The sequence below is a fragment of the Arthrobacter sp. BL-252-APC-1A genome (assembly GCF_009696625.1).
In the GTDB taxonomy this organism is placed as follows: Bacteria; Actinomycetota; Actinomycetes; order Actinomycetales; family Micrococcaceae; genus Arthrobacter_B.
This window is the reverse complement of sequence record NZ_VULS01000001.1, coordinates 287,033-307,537: the sequence shown is the minus strand read 5'-3', so window position 1 is coordinate 307,537 and position 20,505 is coordinate 287,033. Positions and strand designations below refer to the sequence as shown.

The following is a 20,505-nucleotide window of genomic DNA, read 5'->3' as shown; positions in this document are numbered from 1 at the left end:
AGAAGCGGGGCGAACACGGCCGGGGCAGCAAAAAGGGCCGGCAGGTGCCGGCCCTTTTTGCTGCGGAGGGCTACAGGGTGGTGGTCACGGCCTCGTAGTCGTAGCGCGGCAGGCGGTCGAACCACGGGTTCTCGCCGGGCTTTCCGACGTTGACAACCATAAAGGTGCGCTGGCTGGTACCGGCGTGGAACTCAGCATCAATCGCTGCGGCGTCAAACGCGCCCATGGGTCCGGCAGCCAGGCCAGCGGAACGGACAGCCATGATGAAGTAGGCAGCCTGCATGTGGGCGTTGTTGTTGCCCATAACCGTGCGCAGCTCTTCGTTGCCGTCGAACATGGCCTTGCGCTCTGCAGCGTGGGGGAAGAAGGTCGGGAAGCCTTCGTGCCATTCAGTGTCGAAGCTGAGCACGGCAACTGCGGGGGCTGAAGCGGTCTTGCCCTGGTTGCCTTCGGCCATGTGCTTAACCAGGCGTTCCCGGGCTTCCGGGGAGTTCACCCAGGTGATGCGCATCGGCTGGATGTTCATCGATGTGGGACCCATCTTCGTCAGTTCGTAGATGGCCCGCATCTGCTCCTCCGTGACCGGTTCGGAGCTGAAGGTGTTGGCGGTGCGTGCTTCCAGGAACAGGGTGTCGAGGGCTTCGCTGCTGACGACGGCGTGGTCCTGGAGTGACTGGGTGGCGCTGTTGCTCATGAAGAAGAACTTTCTTTTTGGCGGAGTTACTCGAGGTGCTTAACACCGCCGCCACCCGGCCCCTTCCCAATCGACCGGGTGATGATCCTCACACCTACGATTCTTCGGGCAGGTCCATCTTCCTCCGGCTCGGCTGGACCCGTGGAGGCTCACCGGGCATCTTCGGGTAGTCGGGAGGAAACGGGAGCTCGCCGAGCCCGCTTTCAAGGTCCCGCTGCCACCACTGGAGCAGCACGTCAATGCTGCCCGGACGGTCGCCGAGGTCTGCCCATGGGTCCCCTGTGTCCGCCAGCCTGTCCGGCACCGTTTCCACCGTGAAGGAACGCGGATCCACGCTCTCAAGCTCGTCCCAGGTGACCGGTGTGGAGACCGGCGCGTGCGGCAGTGCCCGCGGGCTGTATGCCCCGGCCATGGTGCGGTCGCGGTTGGCCTGGTTGAAGTCAACGAACACTTTCTCGCCGCGTTCCTCTTTCCACCACGACGTCGTCACCTGCTGTGGCATGCGGCGTTCAAGTTCCCGGGCGGCGGCGATAACGGCGTGCCGGACGTCCTGGAACTCCCGCACCGGTTCAATGGGCGCGAAGACGTGCAGCCCCCGGTTGCCCGAGGTCTTGATATAGGCCTCGAGCCCTGCTTCAGCGAGCACCTCCCGAAGGGCGGCTGCGGCCGGAACTGCGTCGTCGAAGTCGGTTCCGGGCTGCGGATCCAGGTCGATCCGAAGCTGGTCCGGGTTATCCGAATCTTCGGCACGGGAGGGCCATGGATGGAACACGATGGTATTCATCTGCACCGCCCAGACGGCTGCGGCGGGTTCGTCAATAACCAGCTGCGGATGGGAACGTGCACTTGGGTACACCACCATTACGTCCCGGACGTAGTCGGGCGCTCCTTTGGGCGGGTTCTTCGAGAAGAACTGTTCACCGTCTATCCCGCCCGGGAAACGCTGCAGTGACAGCGGGCGGTCACCGTTGGCAGCGACGAATGCCCCGCCCACGGCAACCATGTATGTGGCCAGATCCAGTTTGGTGAAACCGGACTCCGGCCACAGCACGCGGTCCGGGCTGGAGATGCGTACCTCGCGGACGCCGTCGGGACCGGGCACGGAAATGGTAGTTGCTTTCGCGGCCATGCAGGCAGGCTACCTGCTGGCCGCAGGCATGTCAGCGTTTCCTGCGGTGCTGTGGCCGGTCAGGGCCTTGACGGCCGGCGGGCTGAGCGGCCGTGGACAAAGTGGTACAGGATCATTGCTGCCCCGACAACCACCGCCAGGACCGCGTACATTCCGGTGAATCCGGTCAGGGGGATGAGCAGGCCCAGCAGGAACGGTCCAAGTCCAATTCCGGCGTCGAGCATCAGGAAGAACGTGGAGGTGGCGATCCCAATCCGGTGGTCCGGAGCCACAGTGACGGCGATGGCCTGCGCGGTGGGCATCAGCGCTCCGAAGCCCATGCCCACGAAGGCGCCGGCAATTGCCAGGACGGTGCTGTTGGGCGCCCATGCCAGCAGCCCCAGCCCCACCGCGAAGGAGGCCAGGATCGGGTAGACGACGGCGTTGTCACCGCGGGTGTCCTGCAGGCGGCCGACCACGAAGCGGGAGACGAAGACTACGCCTGCGTAGATCAGGAAAAAGCCCGACGCCGCTGCCACCATGTCCTGCTCCTGTGCGTAGGAGTTCAGGAAGGTCAGCACTCCCGAGTAGGCGACGCCGGCCACCAGCATCACCGATGCGATGGCTGCCGCGCGGGGTTCCAGGACGTCAGCCGGGCGCATACGCCATTTCGCTGCGACTTCAGCCGGACTGAGCGTGCGTTCGGGAAGCCGCAGCGCCAGGGCAACCAGCAGGGATGCTGCGGCACACGCTGCCGTGACCATGTAAAGCACGCCGTAGCTGGTGCGGTCCACGAGCAGGACTGCGAGGAACGGTCCGACGGCGGTGGCCAGGGTGTTGGAGATCGAAAAGTATCCGGTCCCCTCTCCGCGGCGGCCTGCGGGAATAAGCGCCATGACAGAGGCGGAAAGCGCCGTGCTGGCCAGTCCGAAAGCGGCACCGTGGATTACCCGGATGGCAATGAGGATTTCCAGGCTGCCTGCCGGGGTATAGAACAGCGCAGCAACTGTATAGAAGAGCAGGCCGGCCAGCAGCATCCTGCGCCGGCCAACGAAGTCCAGGAACTTTCCGGCGAATACCCGCGCTGTGAGGGCGCCAAGAACGAAGGAGCCGGCCGTCAGCCCGGCAGCGGTGTCAGAGGCCCCGAAGCGGTCAACGGCATAAAGCGCCATTGAGGTCATCAGAAGGTAGAAGACGAGTGAGATAAAGAAGTTCACCGCGATGGCAAGGCTGAAGGGCTTGCTCCACAGCCGGCCATCTCCGGCGTCGCCCCTGGTGGATTTGCCCTGCTGCGGCAATGTTCGCTCCGTGTCCGTTGATTCCCTGTTAGGTTGCCTAACCCAACTACCCAACGCTACTCCCGCGGGCGCGGCCGAGCGCACTGCGTGACGGCCCGCTCCGGGCCGGGCGGGTGGGATTTCGCGGACTTCCCGGCACCCTCTTCCCCGCCGGTGTGGCCAAGTGCATACTTTTCGGACACCGGTGCTGCGCCGCACCCACCATCCCCACGAGAGGACCTGCCATGCCCAGCCAGATGAATCCCTACCTGAGTTTCCGCGACAATGCGGCGGAGGCCATGGCGTTCTACCAGGACGTATTTGGCGGAACCCTGGAGAGCTCCACCTTTGGCGATATGAACATGGCCGAAGACCCGGCCGAGGCCGGCAAGATCATGCATTCCTCGCTGACCACGGACAAGGGTTTTGTCCTTATGGCCTCTGACACCCCGGACAGCATGAACCTGCACGAGGGCAGCAGCTACTCCATTTCGCTTAGCGGCAACGACGGCGACGAACTGCGCGGCTACTGGGACAAACTGCTGGACGGCGGACAGATGACGATGCCGCTGGAGCGGGCTCCGTGGGGTGATGTTTTCGGGATGCTGACCGACCGTTTTGGTACCAGCTGGATGATCAGCATCGAGGACGGCGGTTCGTAGCGGCGGCTGCGGCGTTCCGGGCGGAGGATCCTAGCGCCAGCGGAAGAGCCGGACGGCAACCGCAGAGAACAGCACGGTCCAGAGAACCATCACAACGACGGGAACCAGGTCCAGCGGTTGTCCGTACCAGGCTGCCGTCAGGCTCTGTGCGGCAGCGCCGAGCGGGGTGTATCCTGCGACGGCGGCTGCCGGCTCCGGCATCAACGGCCCGGGGGTCCACACTCCTGCGAAGAACAGTGATGCGAAGAGGATGAGGGTTCCAATCCCGTTGGCACTCTGCGCGCTCCTGGCCCGGGATCCGACGACGGCGCCCAGGGCGAGCATCTGCACGGATCCCAGCAGGAACACTGCAAGCGCCGCCAGTGGAACCTCCGGAGGTCTCGCACCGAGCGCCCACACCGCGATGACGGCCGCGAGGGCTGCCCCAGCCGCGAGGGAGGCCGTACTAACGGCAAGCTGCGCACCCAGGACCCGGTGCGCGCCGGCCGGAGTCGCCCCGAGCCGCCGGAAAAGTCCCAGCTGCCGGTAGCCGCCCAGCGTTGAAGGAAGGTTGGACAAACCCACGCTGGCCATCACCACGCACAGTGCCATTGGAACGAAGAAGTCCAATGCGCTGAATGGACCCGGCTCCATTCAGCGGATCGCGGGTCCCCGGGATGAGCAGCCCCTGCAGGGCCAGCAGTGCAGCGGGAAATCCCAGTGCCATCAACAGCAGGACCGGAGACCGGAGGAAGAGCCGGACCTCCGTGCCCAGCTGAACGATTCCGACTTCGCGGCCCAGCTTGGCGCCTCGGCACCGGACTGGATGCTGGGCTACCGCATTCTGGGGACGTGCAATACGGCCCTGGCCGGTGAGGCCATGGAACTGGACCGTGCAATCGGGGTTGCGGTCCCCTGCAACGTAGTAATCCGTGAGGACCCGGGCGGGGCAGTGTCCGTAATTGAGGCCCTGAACCCCGAGTCACTGGTTGACCTCGCGGGACAGGAACAGCTGGCACAGGTTGTCTCACGGACCTCGGATGGACTGCAGGCGGCCATGCACACCCTGAGCGAGTCTGCCGGCCCGGTTTAAGCGGACCAGTCCGGGCAGGTGCTTTCACCGTCCGCGTAAGCTCATCCCATGGCCAGATACTTTGATGTTCATCCTGAGAATCCCCAGCCCCGCACTATCAGCCAGATCACCGCCATGCTGCGCGGCGGCGGCCTGATCGCCTACCCCACCGATTCCTGCTACGCACTCGGTGCCCAGGTAGGCAACCGCGACGCCCTGGACCGCATCCGCAGCATCCGGGACCTTGATCCCAAACACCATTTCACCCTGGTTTGCCGTGACTTCGCCCAGCTGGGCCAGTTTGTCCAGCTGGACAACGACGTCTTCCGCTCGTTGAAAGCAGTGACACCGGGGAGCTACACGTTCATTCTTCCTGCGACGAAGGAAGTGCCGCGCCGGCTGCTGCATCCCAAAAAGAAGACGGTGGGCGTGCGCATCCCGGACAACAAGGTGGTCCAGGCCATTCTCGCGGACCTCGATGAGCCGATTCTTTCCAGCACACTGCTCCTGCCGGGCCAGGAGGAGGCATTGACCGAGGGCTGGGAAATCAAGGAACGCCTGGACCACGTCCTGGACGGAGTGGTCGACTCGGGCCACTGCGGTCCGGATCCTACGACCGTGGTCGACTTTTCCTCGGGTGTTGCCGAGGTGGTGCGCCACGGAACCGGAGACGCGTCCCGGTTCGAGTAGGCGCTGCCCTGCCTCTGGTTCGCCCTGGCTCTGAAGCCGCAGCGATCCTGCGTGCCCGGCCCCTATATTCCCGGCTGCTGTTGACACTCCCGCAGTGCTCCCGAAGGGTGAACGCACTTGATTGGGGGGATTGCGTCACCACTCGCACACTCTGAGACGGGAATCCATAAATGAACAAGGGAAGACTGACAGTAACGACGGCGATACTGGGCGGATTGATCCTCTCCGGCTGCAGCGGAGGGTCCGGCCTTGCCGGCGACCCGACGGAAACCCCAGCCGGACAGACAGACCTGCAGCCGGCGGGGAACAAGAAGGACCGCGGCCCCAAGAAGCCGAGACCCGATGAACCGCAGGCCGCCAGGAACATCATCCTGATGGTAGGCGACGGCATGGGCACGGCCCAGCGCAACGCCATCCGGCTCTCTCACGTTGGACTTACCGGTGAACTGGTGATGGACTCGCTGCCGGAACTTGGCCTGGTGCACACCAACTCGGCTGATCCGGAAACCTTCGTCACCGACTCGGCTGCGGCGGCAACCACAATGTCCACCGGAGTGAAAACATACAACGGGGCAATCGGCGTCGACCTCAATGGACTGCCGGTGCCTACGGCGCTGGAGATCGCAGCTGCCCTGGGCAAATCGACAGGGCTGGTTACCACTGCCCAGGTAACGGACGCCACGCCGGCGGCGTTCGGTGCCCATGTGGCGGACCGCGGCGCGCAGAGCGAAATTGCCCGCCAGTTCCTGGAGTCCAGCCGGCCGGACCTGATCCTGGGCGGCGGCGAGGACCACTGGTATCCGGCCGGAAACCCCGGGATGCACCCGGACAACCCGCCTGAGGATCCGTCCGAGGAAAGCACCGGCACCGTCAACCTGGTTGAGCAGGCACAGGCCGACGGTTATGAATACGTCTGGGATGAGGCAGGGCTCCTCCAAGCCCAGGGCCCGAAGGTGCTCGGACTGTTCGCCAACGAGGAAATGTTCCAGTACGGAGACGACCTCGAGGAGATCTACGAACCGACGGTTCCGTTGACCACCATGACGCAGAAAGCGCTGGAGCTGCTCTCCACCTCCGCACCGCAGGCCCGGCACGGCGGCGGGCACGGCGGCGGGCACGGCGGCGGAGGAGGACACGGCGGGGGCGGCGGAACCGAGGGCGAGGGATTCTTCCTGCTCGTGGAGGATGAGGGCATCGACTCGATGTCCCACGTCAACGATGCCGAGCTGACCATTAAGTCAGGCATTGCCTTCGAGCAGTCCGTGGCAGTGGACCCGGGACTTCGCTGAGGCAGACGGCAACACTCTGCTGATTGTCGTCGGCGATCATCAGACCGGCGGCATGACCATCGAGGCGTTCAACGACGACCAGGATGAGTCCGGCGACGGGATCTCGGCGGAGGACGGACCGCTTCCCGTCGCGAACTCAGACCAGGTCTTCAGTGTTGACTGGACAACCGACGGCCACACGGCCCTTGACGTCCCGCTCACCGCCATGGGACCCGGGTCGGAAAGGCTGGGCGGGTTCTACGAGGACACGCACATTTTCGACGTGATGGTTGAACAGATGCGGACCGGCGCCAAACGCTCCGCCCTGGACCTCCAGTCCCACCGCGGAGGGCGGGGCGAGTACACCGAGGAATCGCTGGCTGCATTCAGGCATTCGCTTCAGCTGGGCGTGAGCACGCTGGAACTGGACACGCACCTGAGTGAGGACGGCGCCGTCGTCGTCTGGCATGACGACGTCATCCTGGCCACGAAATGCCGTGACACTGAACCTGCCGGCGCCAACGACCCTGACTTCCCTTATGTGGGCGACCGGGTTGCAGAGCTGACGCTGGCGCAGCTCAAGACCCTGGACTGCGGCTTCGCACAGCTTCCGGGGTATCCCGAACAGCAGGTCGTTGAGGGGAACCGCATCGCGGAGCTGAAGGACGTTTTCGCCCTGGCCAAGGAGCTGAGGGCCCGGAATGTTGGCTTCAATATCGAGACAAAAGTTGAGGACGGCCGTGCCGGCGGGCCGGGAATGGAAGCCCTTGCCCGAGCCGTGGTGAATGAAGTCCGCAGGTCCGGTATGTCAGACCGGGTGACTATCCAGTCCTTTGACTGGTCAGCTTTGAATCTGGTTGGGCGCCTGGCTCCGCGGCTGCCCCGCGTTGCGCTGGTTGCCGCACCCGGGACACTGGAGATTGGCCAGCCCGGAGCTGCGCCGATCCTCGGCGGAATCGATATTGATGACTACGACGGTTCTGCCGTCAAGGCCGCTGCCGCCCAGGGTTACGACGTGATTTCACCGATTTACACCTCCGTCACCCGGCAGATGGTTGCCGAGGCCAGGGAGGCGGGGTTGAAGATCGTGCCGTGGACGGTGAACGAGCCTGCGGTCATGAACTATCTGATTGACCTCGGTGTGGACGGCATCATCACTGACTATCCGACCAGGCTGCGGCTGGTGATGGAGCAGCGCGGGATCCCGCTCCCCCGGGCCTACGGCCGTTCCTAGCCTTATCCGGGACTGACCGGCGACGGCGGCTTCCGCGCCCGGACGGGCCGGGGCCGCCGTCGTTCTGTGTGCCGGATGAGTCACTAGACTGGAGGGTGCCCTGCCCGCACCATCGAAGAAGCACCTATGTCCCGTGGAAAGCACCATCCGCCGCGTCCGAAGCCTGCCAACAGTGAAGATTTCCTGATTGCGGCGGACCTTAGGAAGGAACGGGGATGGACTGAGACGCAGATCAGGACTTTCCTCCCGGAACCGGACCGCACCGCACGCAATCCGTTCTCCAGGAAGGCTGCGCCCATGAAGCTCTACTCCCGGGAGAGAGTGGAGGCCGTTGAAGCCACAGAGGATTTCCGCAGGGCCCGGGAAGCATCGCGTAAGCGCCAGCTGGCTGCTCGGGAACGAGCGCTGGCGAAGAAGAAGGAGGCTGTTGCTGCGGCCAGGGCTTTGGAGCTGCGGATTGATCCGGAACCATGGGACGAAGTCCAGCAGCTGGCTTTGGATCACTACAATTCCCGGTTGCGCAGGAATCAGTCTCCGGCTGGCCCACGGACGTCTCAGGCGCGGCGTGACCGGATGACCGTGAACTACCTCCGTCACAGGCAGACCTCCTATGAGGAGGAGCTGAAGGAGTTCAAGGGCGTTGTTGGCGTGGGAGAAGCGTATTTGATTGTGCGGAACCGGATCCTGGACCTGATTGCCCAGACGTATCCGCCCCTGCAGGCGGAGTGTGAGCGGCAGAAGTTTGATGCTCCCGAACTGCCCGATGGAGTTGTCCTCTAGGACCGGCGTTCCAGGCCGGGAGCCGGCGCGGTCCGCCCGTACGCGCCGGCTTCACACCCGCATGATCAGCGGGCCCCCATGGGCGCGGTGCAGTCTCCCGGTGTGCCTTACCGGCCGAAGAGTTTGGCCAGCCAGCCGGCATTTTCGGGCTTGGGCTTGGGCGCGTTCCGGTCGCAGGTGCAGCGGTCAGACTTCGGGATATTCCGCATGACTTCCTGCACATGGTTTCCACACCCTGCCCAGGTCGATTTTCCGCAGCTACGGCACTTTACGGCACGGCACATGGTTTTCTCCTTGCTATGAATCGTCCACCAGGGCGTTTGCCTGGCAACAGCACCACTATGAGGGATACCCCTAGGGGTATGCAAATTACCCGCCGGGGTATAACATGTACGGGAGTCAGACACCCGCATCACGCAGCACAGGAGACACAAATGCAGCTAGACAGCGAAGACACCGGCCCCATCATCAACCGTCTCAAGCGCGCCCAGGGACAGCTGGCAGCGGTCGCACGCATGCTGGAGGAAGGCCGTGACTGCAAGGACATTGTCACTCAGCTTTCGGCAGTCTCGAAGGCCGTGGACCGTGCAGGTTTTGCGATTATCGCCTCGGGCCTTGAACAGTGCCTGACCAGCGACGACCCCGCGGTGGACCGTGCAGAGATGGAAAAACTCTTTATGTCGCTGGCCTAGCTCCGGCGCCCCCCCGCAGCCCTAGAAAATCACCACGAACCGCATAAGCGCGTCATACAACTTGCTGCTCATGGGCTCATTGGGTCCCATCTGGTTCCGGTCCTGCAAAGCAAGATCGGGATGGTCCGTAATGATCCCGTCCACACCATCACGCAGCATGTTCCGAATGGCCTCCGGTCCGTTCACTGTCCAGACGTAGAACTCCTTGCCGTCTTTCCATGCCGACTCCCGAACAGCATCGGTATATGACGCCTCCTCAACCACAATGAAGTCGGCAGTGGTCTCCGGCGCGGCTACACCAGCAACAGCCATAGTCAGGCCCACGTACAAACCGGGACGCAGGCGCTTGAGCTCCTCAGCACTGTCTTTGTCGAGCGAGTGGTAGATGTTCTCTTCGAGTGCTTCCAGTGATTCAAGCTCGGCAACCAGGCGCTCCACATAGTCCTCAGTCTCCCCGCCGTGCATCTTCATCTCGATTAGCAACGGCTCCCCAATCTCCTGGGCGGCCCGGACGTAATCGGTCAGGGACGGGATCAAGTCGGTATGGCCAAACTGGTCCTGCACAGTCATCGACGTAAGTTCAGCGAGCGTCAGATCCGCCACAGCAGCATTCCGGCCCGCCAGGCGCTGAAGAGACGCGTCATGCATCACCACAAACCCGCCGTCAGAGGTCTGCATGACATCCATCTCCACCATGTCGGCACCAGCCGATGAAGCCGCACGCAGCCCGGAGATCGTATTCTCCGCTCCCCCGCCGCTGAACCCGCGATGACCCAGAATCAAGGCCTGGGGAACCTCCCGCAGTCCCTCCATCACAGGAATGTTCAGGGTTCCCAAAATCAGGGCAAGCACGACGGCGGCACTGGCCGCACCGGCTCGCGCGGCGCCGGAGCGGGTGCCATGGCGGGCGCTGGACGTCGCGGCTGCGCGGACGCCGGAGCCACCACCCCGGCCAAGCCCGTGGACGCCTGTGGATTCAGTGCCGGTACCGGCTTTTGCGCTGTCAGCGGTCCCGCCCGCAACACCGCCGTCGTCACCTGAATGCCACGTGACCTTCCCCGGAAGCAGCGGAAGACTGCGTTCGGTGAGTTCGATCAGCATGCCCGCAATAAACATGACGAAACTGCCGGCAAGAACAACACCAGCCACCTGTGCGGTTCCAAGACTGTACGCAGCAACACGGGCTGCACCCGCAGGCAGGAACAAATCGGCAGCAAGGGTGGGGAGCAGGGACAGGAAAACCAGAGCTGCGCCGGCCAGCAACGCACCGGCCGTTGCCGCCGCACCCGCAGCCAGCAAAGCAAGCGTGGTCCGGCTTGTCACCTGCCAGCTAAGCCTCATGGCTTTGCCGCCGGCAACTCCTCCCAGGGCAAAGAACGGAACCGCCAGCGAATAACGCAGCGCAAGAGTACCCACAACCATCAGGAAACCCACGTAAGCCAGGGTTCCCGGTGTGGACTTCAGCATCTCACCCGAGACGAAATTCGGAACGGCAATTGAATGCGTAAGGACTGAAAATAGACCGGCCTGGGTTAGGGGAACCACCAGGAACAGGTAAACCCCAAGAGGAAGGGATCCCAGCCGCGGAAGGCGCTTCAAGACGGGAAGCATCCCGCGAAACAGCGCTGCAGGGCCAAGACTGAGACCGGAACGCACCCGCCCGGCAGCCACCACCAGCACGCTGAGCTGCAGGGAAACCGTTGCCACCGCGAGGACACAAATGGCCGCAATCCATCCAAGTGAACGCCCGTTGCCGAAGGCCGAGGCCAAGGCTGCAGAATCCACTGCATGGACCCCGGCAGCAGCAAGTGCCTCGGTAAACATCCAGTGGATCAGCGGGGAGATGATCGCCAGCGGCACGGCCTGGCTCAGCGCATACACCAGAAGCAGCCGCCAGCCGCCCCGCCTGAGGATCGACCAGCCTGCCTTCAGGAGGGCGGGGAACAGAACGCGGCTGCGCAGGCCGGCCGGCCACTCCTGAAGGCCCGCCCGTCTGGCCAGCCGCGGAATTCCGGCGGCACGCTGCGAAAGGTTCGGCCGGACCTTCCCGCCCGGGCTTTGCCTGTTGTCAACGGCCATGAACGCACTGAGCCCGGGTATAAAGGGACCACACTTCGTGCCTACTTGCCTGCACGGTTGCGCACCTTTCGGTACGGATGCGTGTCGACTTTCGTGGTCAGGCCAGTAATCACGTTCTCGTAGGAGTGGTTACGGCGCGCCGCCGCCATCATTCCCCTGGTGGTCCTTGCCGCACCGCGCAGGTTCATTGGCCGCCCGGCCACACCGTAAAGGAGCAGCGCCCAGTCCGGCAGGAGGGAAAGTATCCCGTCCTGGATAACGATTCCCGTCCAGACCTTCACCGGATTGCCCCGGAGCGACGGCTTGCGGATCGCCCGGCTCACTTCAGCGGCGGGAAGGGAGAGCGCCAGCCAGTGGCGCTGGTCGTCAATGTACTTCTCCAGGTCGGCACAGGTCGCAGGCAAACGGGCCGGGTCAATCCCGACCAGCTCGGCAGCAATGTGCTGCTCGACCACAAACTGGTCACGCTCCTGGGCGGTGAGACTGGGCCCAAAGGCATCTGCAGCACGCAGCACGGCGTAGACCAGCGTGTTGTGGGTCCAGTCCATCCAGTCACCGGTCTTGGCACGAAGCGTTTCCCCGGTAGTGGGATCCTGCCAGTTGGCGTGCTTGTGCATGCCCCGCACGGCGCGTGCAGCGGCGTCGGCGTGCGCTTTGTCGCCGAAGATCGTGGTGTCGATGTACTGCCCCGTGCGTTCCCCCCGGGCAGCGGCATCCTGGCCGGTGACGCTGACTTCGGAGAACAGCCGCATCATGCCGGGGTTCAGGGCCTGGAGCAGCAGTGCTGCGATTCCGCCAAGCTTGGAAGACGGATCAGCATAGAGGCGCCAGCTGATGCTCTCCGGACCAAAGTAACCGTCGTCCTGCCGCGGCTGATCGGTTGGACGGGCTGTCTGTGTCACATTTGCTCCTCATGCAGGTCAGGACGGGTTCCGGATGGCCAATCAAAATTGGACTACGTCCAACTTGCGTTGAGTATATAAGCACGGCCCCTGGACCCGCGTCATGACTGCGACACAATTGGGGCATCCGCCGGTTACAGGCGGCTAAAGGCTTCGGCCTTCCCGGTGGGGCCGGCAACCAGGAGTTCGTCGCCCTCTTCGAGGACTATGTCCGGCTCCGCGAACTTCCATTCGCCGTCGGACTTGCGCAGCGCCACAATCACCACGCCGTAGCGGCGGCGCACTTCCGCCCCGTGAATAGTGGAACCAGCCAGGAACTGCCGGGGCGAGGTCTCGACCACCGCGAAGTCCCCGCCCAGGGGGATGTAGTCGAGCATGCTGCCCTGGACCAGGTGGGCAACCCTCCGTCCCATGTCCTTTTCAGGAAAGATGACGTGCTGGACACCCAGCTGCCGCAGGACCGTACCGTGCGCTTCGCTGACCGCTTCGGCCCAGATCTGCGGGACTCCGAATCGCAGCAGCAGGGATATGGCCAGGATGCTTGCACCAACGTCCTGCCCTATGGCAACCACCACCCGGTTGAACTCGGGAATTGAGAGCTGGCGGAGCACATCCTCCTGGGTGGCGTCCGCCATCACCACATAGGTCAGGCGTCCGTCCAGGCTCTGGACCACCTGCTGTTCCCCGTCAATGCCCAGCACGTCGATTCCGCTGGCCATGAGTTCGAGGGCGAGTGACTGGCCGAACCTGCCCAGTCCGATCACTGCCACGGCGTCGGACTCGCGGATCCGCGCCGACTCCCTTCCGGTAAAGATGTTGAGCCTAGCCAATGATCGGCCTTTCCTCAGGGAGTCTGTACTTGAGCCTGCGCTCCTGAAGGGCAAGTGCCGACGCCAGCAGGATGGGCCCGAGTCTTCCTGTGAACATGAGTACCACCAGGATCAGCTCCCCCGCTACGGGCAGGGCGGAAGATACCCCCGCAGACAAACCAACCGTCCCGAAGGCCGAGACGGTTTCGAAGAGCAGACGATCCATTGAGTAGTCCGTGAGCGCCATAAGGGCTGCGGTTGACACCGCAATCAGTCCGGCCGCAACGAGCACGACTACCAGCGCCTGGCGCGCAGTGTAGGCGGGCAGTGCCTTGCCCAGTGCGCTCACTTCCGGGTTGCCGCGTGCCTCAGCCACGACGACGAACACGAGCACCGCAAACGTTGTTACCTTAATGCCGCCGCCGGTGCCCGCAGGTCCGGCCCCAATGAACATCAGCACATCCATGCCCAGCCAGGACAGCGGTTCCATCTGGGCTACATCAATCGAACTGAATCCCGCGGTCCTGGTTTGCACCGACATAAAGAAGGCTGCAAGCACGCGCTCCGGGCCGGACATTCCCCCAAAGGTGTCCGGGTTGTTCCATTCGCTGGCGGCTATGAACACGCTTCCCGCAGGCAGCAGGATCAGGGTTCCCCACACCACCAGCCGTGTGTTGATGCTCCAGCGCAGCGGTTGTCGCCAGGCCCTCCGCAGCTGGACCAGCACGGGAAAGCCCAGCCCGCCAATAATCACTGCTGCCGCCACCGGAAGACAGATCAGCGGGTCTGAAGCGTAGGCCTCAAGGTTGCCTTCGAACAGCGAAAAGCCGGCGTTATTGAAGGCCGATACGGCGTGGAAGGCTGCCAGCCAGAGCGCTTCACCGGGTTCCTTTCCGTATCCGAGCCAAAAACGCACTGCGAGGACCAGGGCAATTACCGCTTCCGTTCCCAGGGATATCTTGACGACGCCGGCGACCACCTTGGGGGTCCCGTCCAGTTCCTGACTCCGGTTTTCTGCAATCGCCTGGAGCCTTGAACGGAACGTGAACCTGCCAATAACGGCCAGCCCCACGATGGATGCGAACGTCATGACACCCAGTCCGCCGATCTGGATCAGCGCAAGGATGACCACGTGCCCGAAGGTGGACCAGTACACGTGGGTCTCGACGACGGACAGTCCCGTCACGCACAGCGCAGAGACCGCCGTGAACAGGGCATCAGTGAAGGAGGCGCTGCCGGGGGCCGCATCGGAGACAGGCAGCATCAGCAGTCCCGTTCCGCAGAGGGCAGCGGCCACAAAACCGAGGAAGACCACCTGTGAAGGACGCGAGACCCGCCCGCGGTGTCCCTGCCTGGGGTGTTCAGCCACACACTGACAGTACGCCCGGGCCCCCCTCCGGTCACCGCCGCGGCGGCCTATCCGGTTCAATCAATCCGGATCCGGCCGCCCCGGGGGCGAAACGCAGCGAAGTCCCGGTTGCCCAGCGCAGCTCCGGTTGTAGAGTGCTCTACCAAAAGCCGCTGGATTAACTACGGGTACACCCCGCTGCTGGCCCGCCGACACCCGGCGGGCAGCCAGGCAGGGGTGCGGGCGGGGAGAGGAGCAGCTGAACCATGCACGAGCTCCACCGGACACTGGCCGCAGAGTGGGAAGCGGGCCGGACTGCTGCACTGGCCACCGTGGTGCGGACTTTCGACTCCGCACCCCGACCTCCCGGAGCACAGATGCTGGTAACCGGTGACGGCGCGGTCGTCGGCTCCGTGTCCGGGGGCTGTGTGGAAGGCGCTGTGTACGAACAGGCGCTTGACTGCATTGCCGGCTCCGGACCCGTTCTGGCAAGTTTCGGGGTCAGTGACGGTGACGCCTTCGCCGTTGGGCTGACCTGCGGCGGAACCATGGAAGTCTTCATCGAGGCACTCCCGCCCGCGCAGTCTGCGGTCCTCGGGCCAGCGCACGCCGCGGTTGGGTCCGGTCTGGGAACAGGGATTGCGACCATAATCGAGCACCCGGACCCGGAGCGGCTGGGACGGAAACTGGTGGTCCTGCCGGAAGGGGTACTGGGCTCCCTGGGAAGTCCGCGGGCAGACCAGGCCGCGGCGGACGACGCGGCAGGCCTGATTGCCGGGGGCCGCAGCGGTGTGCTCACCTACGGGCCTGACGGGGAACGGCTGGGTACCGGGATGTCTGTCTTTGTCAGCGCCTTCGCTCCGCCTCCCCGGCTGCTTGTGTTTGGCGCGGTTGACTTTGCCTCAGCACTTTCCCGTCTGGGCGCTTTCCTGGGTTATCAGGTAACCATCTGCGACGCACGTCCTGTCTTTGCGACGGAAAGACGCTTCCCGGACGCAGCCAAGGTGGTTGCCGCCTGGCCCCATGTCTATTACCAGGAGCAGCTCGACGCCGGGCTAATCGATGCCCGATGCGTGGTCTGTGTCCTCACCCACGACCCCAGGTTCGATGTTCCTCTGCTGGCAGCAGTCCTTGGCGGGCCCGCGGTTGCCTACGTTGGTGCCATGGGATCGCGGCGCACCCACCGGGAACGGCTGCAGCGCCTGGCGGAGGCGGGAATCAGCGCCGAAGAGCTGGCGGTTCTCCACAGCCCAATCGGCCTGGACCTTGGGGCACGGACTCCCGAGGAAACCGCCGTATCCATCGCCGCCGAGTTCATCGGCAAGGCCTGGGGAGGATCAGGCATCCCGCTCCGGCTGCTCGACGAACGGATCCACCACCAGGAGCGTCCGCTTACTGCCCGGATGGATCAGCCGCTTCCGCCAGCTCAAGTTCAAACGTCAGGCCGCCGTACCGGACTCCGTTGACCTGCAGTTGGAGGGAATGCTTGCCGGCATAGTGGCGGCGGGTGGTCATCTGCCGGAATTCATGCGCAGCGCCCAGTGTCCGGCGCTCCCCCGGGGCCAGATCCAGCACGGCCAGTTTGAAAACCTTGGGCGCAGTCTGCCCGTTCGCCTTGACGTAGTGGACTACGTAGTCGACGGCGAGACGGGCTGCAGTGCTGCCGGTGTTTTCGAGGGTGCAGCCAAATGTCATTCGGCCGGGAAGGCTCAGCCGCGCAGTTGGGGACTCCGGTCCCTCGACGGTGATTTCTGCCGGGGTGAATCCCAGCAGAGCCAGGGCGTTTGGATCCGCCTTCTTGATCAGGGTTCGGAGTCCGTGGCGAATGACACGGAGGGTGGCCGGTGATGCCGTTTCCTGCCACCGGGCCGCCGTCTGCACAGTGATTTCGGGCGCATGGCGGGAGATGTCGTTCAAGTGGTTGGCGACCGACCGGCGTACGTCCTCGCTCGGGTCGTCATGGAGTGCATCAAGGATGGGCAGGGTGGCCCGGGGGCGTTCAGTGAGCGCAGGGACGCGAATAGCCCACGGCAGGTATGGCCTGGTGCCCTCGCTGGCAAGGCGCCGCACCCTCGGGTCCGGGTGCACAACCCAGCGCCCAACTGTGTCCAAAGCACGGTTCAGGTCCGCCTGAAGCAGTCTGCGGATGGCGAACTCACTGGTCAGCCTCGGCGTCAGTTCAGCCAGCAGCTCGAGGACGTCGTCAAAAGCTGAACTGCTGCCGTCGGCAAGGGCCAGCGTGACGGCCGACTCGGATACCGGCCACATAATCCATCCTTCAAAACCCGGGTCCTGCAGGGCGGACCGGTAGGCCGCAGATGCCTTGGCGTAGGAAGGGTATGCGCCGGCCAAAACCCCGGCCAGCAGGTCGGTGCGGGACCGCAGCGAAAGCGGGTCGAGCGCTGGAACGGACTCCATCAGCTTCTGCAGCCCATGCACCGGCGCGGCGGCGGCCAGGCACCGGTGCAGGACGGCGACTTCGGCCGGTCCCAGCAGGTTGTCCATTGCGCCCATTGTGTTCCCCCCGCTGCTGCCTGCTCTACTGTCCGATTCCCGGATTCATTCTATCGGTGCCGAAACCGCAGGGAGCGGGCGGCACCGGGACTCATACGGGACGGCCTCGGCATCCCCGTGGTGCCGATCCCTCGCGGCCCGGACAAGACGGCCGGTCAGCCCGGCGCCCCGGTTAGAGGTCAACGTCGGTATAGCAGCCGCGTCGGCCGATCCCGGCAGGCCGGAGTACGGCTGGTTCCCGGCTGGACGCTTCCGGAAAGGCCGCCGTGTAATTGTCCACTGCCGGATCGCGGCGGGAACGGATCCCGCCGTCGAACTGCGTGGTGTAGGACGGCAGGACGGAGCGGAACTCTGCCTGGGGCTCTGCTGCTGACGCAACTGGCCCGGCTCCGCCAAAGCGGGCAACATAGCTGCCGCCGAGGGCCGGCACGCGGGTCTGCGGGGAGGTGATGCCCGGCGCGGATTTCTTGGTTTTGAACACGATTCTCCTAAGACAGCAGTCTGTTCCGGGCAGCACAAAGTGCGCCGCCGGGACGGCATGGGTTTTAAGTCGGGGCAGCCGGCACTGGCATGGCCTCGCTGCGGGTCCGCCGCCGGCGTGCATCGGGGCGGACGGGAACGCCGAACGGATACGTTCTGCGTGATGCTTCGAGATTAGCAGTTATTCTGAATCATTCATAAATAGCCCCCGGCGAGTGACGCCGCCCTCACGATGCGGCGATAGAGTTGAACCCATGAGCACTAAGCCCGCCAGGGCCAGCAGGAAGATCTTTCTCCTCATCCCCTTTGGTGCGGTTGTCGGGATGGGACTGGGCCTCCTCAACTTCCAGCTCCGCCTTGCGGACACGGTCGAATCCGGGGATGCTGCCCGCTTCATCCTCTGGACTCTGATTGGCGGTGCCGTACTGGGCGGTTCGTTCACCTGCTCCGCAAGCGTTGCAGCGCACCTCAGCGCATCCGCCGGCCGGAGCCGCGCTTTCTGTGCCGGTGCAGCCGCCCTCGTGCTCGGTTTGTGCTGGCTGCTTCTTGCCGGCGTCTCCGGCATTTCCGGCCTGGCACTGGTGGCCGCTGGTGTGCTCACTGCCGCCGCAGCGGGTTGGTTCGTCTGGTTCAGCACCAAATAAGGCGCCAGAACCTCCCCTCTGGCGGCTCGAGCCGGCCGGCAGGGGCCTAGCTCCCGTACGGCCCGCCAAGCAGGCGTGCCAGCGACTGCACGGGAGAAGCAATCTCCGCGCCGTGAGCGAAGAGCATCCGTTCGGGCTCCAGGGCGGCAATTCGCTCCAGGGATTCCTCCGCACGCGCCGCATCAGACGTAAATGCTTCCGGGCTGCGCTCAACTCCGCCTTCAGCACTTACGGCTGCGTCGCCTATAAACAGGGTTCCGGAGCCTTCATGGAACACGCTCACGTGCCCCGGGGTGTGGCCGGGCGTGGCGAAGATCTGCAGGTCCTGAACATAGTCGCCCTCGCCCAGGCCCTGCACCCGCCGCGGAGCCCGGATGTCAGGTGAATCGGGCCCACCGGCATAAATGGCAGCCATTGGCGCCTGCTCGGCAATCGCGAACAGCGAGCCCACGTGGTCCATATGCAGATGCGTCAGGATGATGTCCCTAACGTCTCCGAATGAACCCCCCAGCGCTTCCACCGCCTCAGCAATTCCCGACTCAGCGTCGGGCATTCCTGTGTCAATGACCACAATCCCTCCGGGTTGCGCCACGGCATAGCAGCGAACATCCATAACCATGGGATCAGGACCGGCAACGCCGGCCGGAATGACGATCTCGCGGACGATTTCCTGGACTGGCAAGCGGACTCCGCTGCCACTGGGTTCCTGAACCACAACCGCTCTCCTTCGCCGGAATACGGGGGTACTTAAGGGTAGTCCTGATCGATGGAACCGCCACCCTGTGCAGCAAAACGCGGAGTGTGCGGGCGGTTTAGAAATGTGGATCGCAGACCGCCGCCGGGCTGGTAGTCCTGTGCCGCATGTGACTGAGGAAGACAGCAGGCTGTCTATTAGCATGGTGATCCAAACAACACAATGGCAACACGCCGCCGTTACCGAATTGCAACCAAGATGAATTTCCGTGTAGTGTCCTTGGCATGCCGCAAACCTGATGCGGCGCCCCCAGGCTCGTTACCTAACTCTGCCGCTTGCCCGGGGTCCCTTTTGCACTACGACGGCAGGGGCGGGGGAACCAATTTTTTGGGTCCTTTGAATCCTTGGGGTTAAGCCGACCGGATGAGACCGGCGGCCGGGTGACTCCCATCCGAACCCGACAGCTCACCTCGCAGGTATAGGGAGAGGTAATACCTTGTCTTCTAAGAATCGCGGACGTCACTGCGCTGAGTCCAGCATCTGGACCACCATCGCAAAAGCAGCACCGGGCAAAGCCCGCACCGTTACCGGCACCGCAGCAGCGGTTGTGGCAGGCTCCGGCCTGATGTTCGGCATGGCAGCTCCGGCCCAGGCCGGCGTCGTTGCCAATGACACAGCCGCCCCGGCTGCAGCAGCCAGCTTCGTTGCTCCCGTGGCAGAAACCGTCGCGGCACCGGCAGCCGAAACCGCTGCCCCCGCTGCGGCAACCACCCACACCGTAGTCTCCGGCGACACCCTCGGTGAAATCGCCGCCGCTTATGGAGTCAGCCTTGACAGCGTCTTTGCGCTGAACGGACTGGGAATGGAATCCATCATCTACCCGGGTGACGTGATCACTGTCTCCGGTGAGGCTGCAGCTGCCCCGGCTCCCGCCGCCTACACCGCGCCGGTGGAAACTTACACCGCTCCGGTCGAAGCCGCTGCTCCGGCCGCCGCCTACACCGACCCGGGAACCTACACCGACTACAGCAACGTCACCACCCAGGCCGCTGTTCCCGCCGCAGCACCCGCTGCAGCGTCAGGCACCGGCGCGATCATGCTCAGCTCTGCCTACGCCCAGCTGGGCGCCATGCAGGACTGCACCATCCTCGTCGAGCAGGCACTGCGTGCAGCAGGCCACTCGGTGGGCGACCTGGCACCGGCACAGCTGGCCGCCTACGGCACCCCGGTATCCAACCCGCAGCCGGGTGACATGATCTACTACGCCAACGGCGGAGCAGGTGTCCCTCACATCGCCATCTACATCGGCGACGGCCAGGCCATCCACAGCGGAATGAACGGCAACCAGACCGTTATCGCCACCGCCAACCTCGGCTCCGGCCCCGTCTACTACCGCGCATAGTCCGCGCAGCCGGGCGCGCTGGCACCCAGCCGCCTGCACCGAAGTGCCCTTCCCGGAACCGGGAGGGGCACTTCGGGTTTAACCGCCTTACGAACCGGACGGGATTGGCACGCACACCGGTACATCGGCCGAAGACATGAAATAATGGAAACTGCCAGACTCGCGGCTGCCGGAACC

Annotated in this window: 21 protein-coding genes and 1 riboswitch; of the genes, 10 read left to right on the top strand and 11 right to left on the bottom strand. The window is 64.3% G+C overall.

Annotation, left to right across the window (positions count from 1 at the left end; genetic code table 11):
- Positions 1-70 precede the first annotated feature (70 nt).
- The 3 genes from FYJ28_RS01470 to FYJ28_RS01460 form a co-directional block, all read right to left on the bottom strand.
- Entirely contained in the window at positions 71-694 is a 624-nt protein-coding gene (locus FYJ28_RS01470) for a malonic semialdehyde reductase (RefSeq protein WP_154578035.1), read from the bottom strand.
- Positions 695-788: 94 nt separating this feature from the next.
- Complete coding sequence (gene ligD / locus FYJ28_RS01465) at positions 789-1,823, bottom strand: non-homologous end-joining DNA ligase (protein WP_154578034.1); 1,035 nt, start codon at positions 1,821-1,823, stop codon at positions 789-791.
- A gap of 59 nt (positions 1,824-1,882) precedes the next feature.
- Positions 1,883-3,100, bottom strand: coding sequence for an MFS transporter (locus FYJ28_RS01460; protein WP_229780085.1), 1,218 nt, complete (start codon positions 3,098-3,100; stop codon positions 1,883-1,885).
- Positions 3,101-3,324: 224 nt separating this feature from the next.
- Here FYJ28_RS01460 and FYJ28_RS01455 point away from each other — a divergent pair, with 224 nt between their 5' ends.
- Positions 3,325-3,741, top strand: coding sequence for a VOC family protein (locus tag FYJ28_RS01455; protein WP_154578033.1), 417 nt, complete (start codon positions 3,325-3,327; stop codon positions 3,739-3,741).
- A 30-nt stretch (positions 3,742-3,771) separates the two neighbouring features.
- Here FYJ28_RS01455 and FYJ28_RS01450 read toward each other — a convergent pair whose 3' ends face one another.
- On the bottom strand, positions 3,772-4,299 hold the full coding sequence (locus FYJ28_RS01450; protein ID WP_195840574.1) for an ABC transporter permease: 528 nt from the start codon (positions 4,297-4,299) through the stop codon (positions 3,772-3,774).
- Here FYJ28_RS01450 and FYJ28_RS17085 point away from each other — a divergent pair.
- The 6 genes from FYJ28_RS17085 to FYJ28_RS01425 all read left to right on the top strand — a co-directional run bounded on the left by FYJ28_RS17085 (position 4,292) and on the right by FYJ28_RS01425 (position 9,456).
- Positions 4,292-4,813: a DUF302 domain-containing protein gene (locus FYJ28_RS17085; RefSeq protein ID WP_195840573.1), complete on the top strand. Its 522-nt coding sequence runs from the start codon at positions 4,292-4,294 to the stop codon at positions 4,811-4,813. The genes FYJ28_RS01450 and FYJ28_RS17085 overlap by 8 nt on opposite strands.
- A gap of 48 nt (positions 4,814-4,861) precedes the next feature.
- Positions 4,862-5,482: an L-threonylcarbamoyladenylate synthase gene (locus FYJ28_RS01440; protein WP_055241319.1), complete on the top strand. Its 621-nt coding sequence runs from the start codon at positions 4,862-4,864 to the stop codon at positions 5,480-5,482.
- 170 nt (positions 5,483-5,652) lie between these two features.
- Positions 5,653-6,771, top strand: coding sequence for an alkaline phosphatase (locus tag FYJ28_RS01435; RefSeq protein ID WP_195840581.1), 1,119 nt, complete (start codon positions 5,653-5,655; stop codon positions 6,769-6,771).
- Entirely contained in the window at positions 6,728-7,984 is a 1,257-nt protein-coding gene (locus FYJ28_RS17080; protein ID WP_229780082.1) for a glycerophosphodiester phosphodiesterase family protein, read from the top strand. The genes FYJ28_RS01435 and FYJ28_RS17080 overlap by 44 nt, the downstream gene beginning before the upstream one ends.
- A 126-nt stretch (positions 7,985-8,110) precedes the next feature.
- Positions 8,111-8,764: a hypothetical protein gene (locus FYJ28_RS01430; RefSeq protein WP_154578030.1), complete on the top strand. Its 654-nt coding sequence runs from the start codon at positions 8,111-8,113 to the stop codon at positions 8,762-8,764.
- Between the two features lie 434 nt (positions 8,765-9,198).
- Entirely contained in the window at positions 9,199-9,456 is a 258-nt protein-coding gene (locus tag FYJ28_RS01425; protein WP_055241326.1) for a metal-sensitive transcriptional regulator, read from the top strand.
- A 21-nt stretch (positions 9,457-9,477) separates the two neighbouring features.
- Here the strand turns inward: FYJ28_RS01425 and FYJ28_RS01420 are convergent, their stop codons facing one another.
- From FYJ28_RS01420 to FYJ28_RS01405, 4 genes are all read right to left on the bottom strand, one after another.
- Positions 9,478-11,535: a glycerophosphodiester phosphodiesterase family protein gene (locus tag FYJ28_RS01420; RefSeq protein ID WP_154578029.1), complete on the bottom strand. Its 2,058-nt coding sequence runs from the start codon at positions 11,533-11,535 to the stop codon at positions 9,478-9,480.
- A 41-nt stretch (positions 11,536-11,576) separates the two neighbouring features.
- Positions 11,577-12,437 (bottom strand): oxygenase MpaB family protein, encoded by an 861-nt coding sequence (locus FYJ28_RS01415; RefSeq protein ID WP_326831431.1) that lies wholly within the window; start codon positions 12,435-12,437, stop codon positions 11,577-11,579.
- Between the two features lie 134 nt (positions 12,438-12,571).
- Entirely contained in the window at positions 12,572-13,267 is a 696-nt protein-coding gene (locus FYJ28_RS01410; RefSeq protein WP_154578028.1) for a potassium channel family protein, read from the bottom strand.
- Entirely contained in the window at positions 13,260-14,615 is a 1,356-nt protein-coding gene (locus FYJ28_RS01405) for a TrkH family potassium uptake protein (RefSeq protein ID WP_326831430.1), read from the bottom strand. Before FYJ28_RS01405 ends, FYJ28_RS01410 begins: the two co-directional genes overlap by 8 nt.
- Before the next feature lie 245 nt (positions 14,616-14,860).
- Here FYJ28_RS01405 and FYJ28_RS01400 point away from each other — a divergent pair, with 245 nt between their 5' ends.
- Positions 14,861-16,060 (top strand): XdhC family protein, encoded by a 1,200-nt coding sequence (locus tag FYJ28_RS01400; RefSeq protein ID WP_154578027.1) that lies wholly within the window; start codon positions 14,861-14,863, stop codon positions 16,058-16,060.
- On the opposite strand, the gene FYJ28_RS01395 is transcribed toward FYJ28_RS01400, so the two are convergent.
- Both FYJ28_RS01395 and FYJ28_RS01390 read right to left on the bottom strand, forming a co-directional pair.
- Positions 15,987-17,099, bottom strand: coding sequence for a DNA alkylation repair protein (locus FYJ28_RS01395; RefSeq protein WP_229780081.1), 1,113 nt, complete (start codon positions 17,097-17,099; stop codon positions 15,987-15,989). The genes FYJ28_RS01400 and FYJ28_RS01395 overlap by 74 nt on opposite strands.
- Positions 17,100-17,280: 181 nt before the next feature.
- Positions 17,281-17,589: a hypothetical protein gene (locus tag FYJ28_RS01390; protein ID WP_055241336.1), complete on the bottom strand. Its 309-nt coding sequence runs from the start codon at positions 17,587-17,589 to the stop codon at positions 17,281-17,283.
- Positions 17,590-17,842: 253 nt separating this feature from the next.
- On the opposite strand from FYJ28_RS01390, the gene FYJ28_RS01385 reads away from it, so the two are divergent.
- Positions 17,843-18,232: a hypothetical protein gene (locus tag FYJ28_RS01385; protein WP_154578025.1), complete on the top strand. Its 390-nt coding sequence runs from the start codon at positions 17,843-17,845 to the stop codon at positions 18,230-18,232.
- Between the two features lie 46 nt (positions 18,233-18,278).
- On the opposite strand, the gene FYJ28_RS01380 is transcribed toward FYJ28_RS01385, so the two are convergent.
- The gene (locus tag FYJ28_RS01380; protein ID WP_195840572.1) at positions 18,279-18,914 is read right to left on the bottom strand and encodes an MBL fold metallo-hydrolase; all 636 of its coding nucleotides are present in this window, start codon (positions 18,912-18,914) and stop codon (positions 18,279-18,281) included.
- A gap of 331 nt (positions 18,915-19,245) precedes the next feature.
- A riboswitch (cyclic di-AMP (ydaO/yuaA leader) is annotated at positions 19,246-19,419 on the top strand.
- Positions 19,420-19,422: 3 nt separating this feature from the next.
- Here FYJ28_RS01380 and FYJ28_RS01375 point away from each other — a divergent pair.
- The gene (locus FYJ28_RS01375; RefSeq protein ID WP_154578023.1) at positions 19,423-20,328 is read left to right on the top strand and encodes a LysM peptidoglycan-binding domain-containing protein; all 906 of its coding nucleotides are present in this window, start codon (positions 19,423-19,425) and stop codon (positions 20,326-20,328) included.
- Positions 20,329-20,505 lie beyond the last annotated feature (177 nt).

Coding starts and splice junctions, on each gene's coding strand:
- FYJ28_RS01385 (WP_154578025.1), top strand. CDS start 17,843: ATGAGCACTAAGCCCGCCAGGGCCAGCAGGAAGATCTTTCTCCTCATC.
- FYJ28_RS01440 (WP_055241319.1), top strand. CDS start 4,862: ATGGCCAGATACTTTGATGTTCATCCTGAGAATCCCCAGCCCCGCACT.
- FYJ28_RS01425 (WP_055241326.1), top strand. CDS start 9,199: ATGCAGCTAGACAGCGAAGACACCGGCCCCATCATCAACCGTCTCAAG.
- FYJ28_RS01395 (WP_229780081.1), bottom strand. CDS start 17,099: ATGGACAACCTGCTGGGACCGGCCGAAGTCGCCGTCCTGCACCGGTGC.
- FYJ28_RS01420 (WP_154578029.1), bottom strand. CDS start 11,535: ATGGCCGTTGACAACAGGCAAAGCCCGGGCGGGAAGGTCCGGCCGAAC.
- FYJ28_RS01430 (WP_154578030.1), top strand. CDS start 8,111: ATGTCCCGTGGAAAGCACCATCCGCCGCGTCCGAAGCCTGCCAACAGT.
- ligD (WP_154578034.1), bottom strand. CDS start 1,823: ATGGCCGCGAAAGCAACTACCATTTCCGTGCCCGGTCCCGACGGCGTC.
- FYJ28_RS01435 (WP_195840581.1), top strand. CDS start 5,653: ATGAACAAGGGAAGACTGACAGTAACGACGGCGATACTGGGCGGATTG.
- FYJ28_RS01400 (WP_154578027.1), top strand. CDS start 14,861: ATGCACGAGCTCCACCGGACACTGGCCGCAGAGTGGGAAGCGGGCCGG.
- FYJ28_RS01470 (WP_154578035.1), bottom strand. CDS start 694: ATGAGCAACAGCGCCACCCAGTCACTCCAGGACCACGCCGTCGTCAGC.
- FYJ28_RS01455 (WP_154578033.1), top strand. CDS start 3,325: ATGCCCAGCCAGATGAATCCCTACCTGAGTTTCCGCGACAATGCGGCG.